Below are 1,189 nucleotides of genomic sequence, written 5' to 3' on the forward strand. Positions count from 1 at the left end.
CACCCCTTCCCATCCCGAACAGGACCGTGAAACGACTCTACGCCGATGATAGTGCGGATTGCCCGTGTGAAAGTAGGTAATCGTCAGGCTCCCCTTACTGAAAAACCCCCGCCCAACCGGCGGGGGTTTTTTGCTTTGGGGCGCGGAACAAGCCACCTCGCTTCATTTCAGCCACTGCAGCTGCAGGCCTCCGAAAGCCTGCAAGGCCGGGTGTCGAGGATCATCGATCTACCGCGGTGGAGACGCGTATGACGGGATTCTTGGGGCCGGATGAGCAAGTCCAGGCCCGAAGCATTCCGAAGCGCCGCTGGGCCCGCCAGCGGGCCCGTAACGCGCCTCTGTGATCCAGGGCAACTCCCCGCCATATCTCCCTGCCCACGGCAGCAAAAGCTGTCCCGGGCAAGCAAAAACCGCGGTATACGGTCACTCGGCATGAAATTTGCCGGAATTTTCGTCTTGCCCCCTTGGCTCCGCGGCCGGAACGCCGTATGATGGCGGTCTTCTGATTTCCGGCGCACGCAGTGCATCGCGCCGGACGCGGAATCTGACGAGGATGTGAGCATCAAGAGAATGAAAATAATCTCTCGATGTGCTTGACACAGGCAAGATGTGCATCCATAATCGTCAGTTCTCTACGGAGGGGTGCCCGAGTGGCTAAAGGGGGCAGACTGTAAATCTGTTGGCTTACGCCTACGTTGGTTCGAATCCAACCTCCTCCACCAAGACATAAACGCAGCGAGCGGTAGGGAATCGTTAGTGGCCCGTGCGGGTGTAGCTCAATGGTAGAGCAGAAGCCTTCCAAGCTTACGACGAGGGTTCGATCCCCTTCACCCGCTCCAGTTCGTGAAGTTTGAAGCGTAGAAGCGCCCATGTGGCTCAGTGGTAGAGCACTCCCTTGGTAAGGGAGAGGTCGGCAGTTCGATCCTGCCCATGGGCACCAAAAGTTGTCAGTGTCTGTTTGCGCGCGGCGCAACATGTGAAATTCCTTTCGGGAGTCGAAAATGGCCAAAGGTAAATTCGAGCGGACCAAGCCGCACGTGAACGTAGGTACGATTGGTCACGTCGACCACGGCAAGACGACGCTGACGGCAGCGATCACGACCGTGCTGACGAAGAAGTTCGGCGGCGAAGCGAAGGCGTACGACCAGATCGACGCGGCACCGGAAGAAAAGGCGCGCGGCATCACGAT

1 protein-coding gene, 3 tRNA genes and 1 rRNA gene are annotated in these 1,189 nt (G+C 58.4%); all 5 read left to right on the forward strand.

The genetic code is table 11. The annotated features are described in order from the left end of the window. Positions 1-89, forward strand: a 5S ribosomal RNA gene (gene rrf, locus HZI36_RS27585); the annotation flags it as partial. Positions 90-636: 547 nt separating this feature from the next. Then, positions 637-722 (forward strand) — tRNA-Tyr (locus HZI36_RS26600). A gap of 43 nt (positions 723-765) precedes the next feature. After that, positions 766-839, forward strand: a tRNA-Gly gene (locus HZI36_RS26605). A 26-nt stretch (positions 840-865) separates the two neighbouring features. After that, positions 866-940 (forward strand) — tRNA-Thr (locus HZI36_RS26610). A 61-nt stretch (positions 941-1,001) separates the two neighbouring features. Continuing rightward, the coding region (locus HZI36_RS26615) for a GTP-binding protein (RefSeq protein WP_246327244.1) at positions 1,002-1,189 on the forward strand (188 nt) is incomplete at its 3' end.

This window comes from Burkholderia guangdongensis, from assembly GCF_013403875.1.
GTDB lineage: Bacteria > Pseudomonadota > Gammaproteobacteria > Burkholderiales > Burkholderiaceae > Burkholderia > Burkholderia guangdongensis.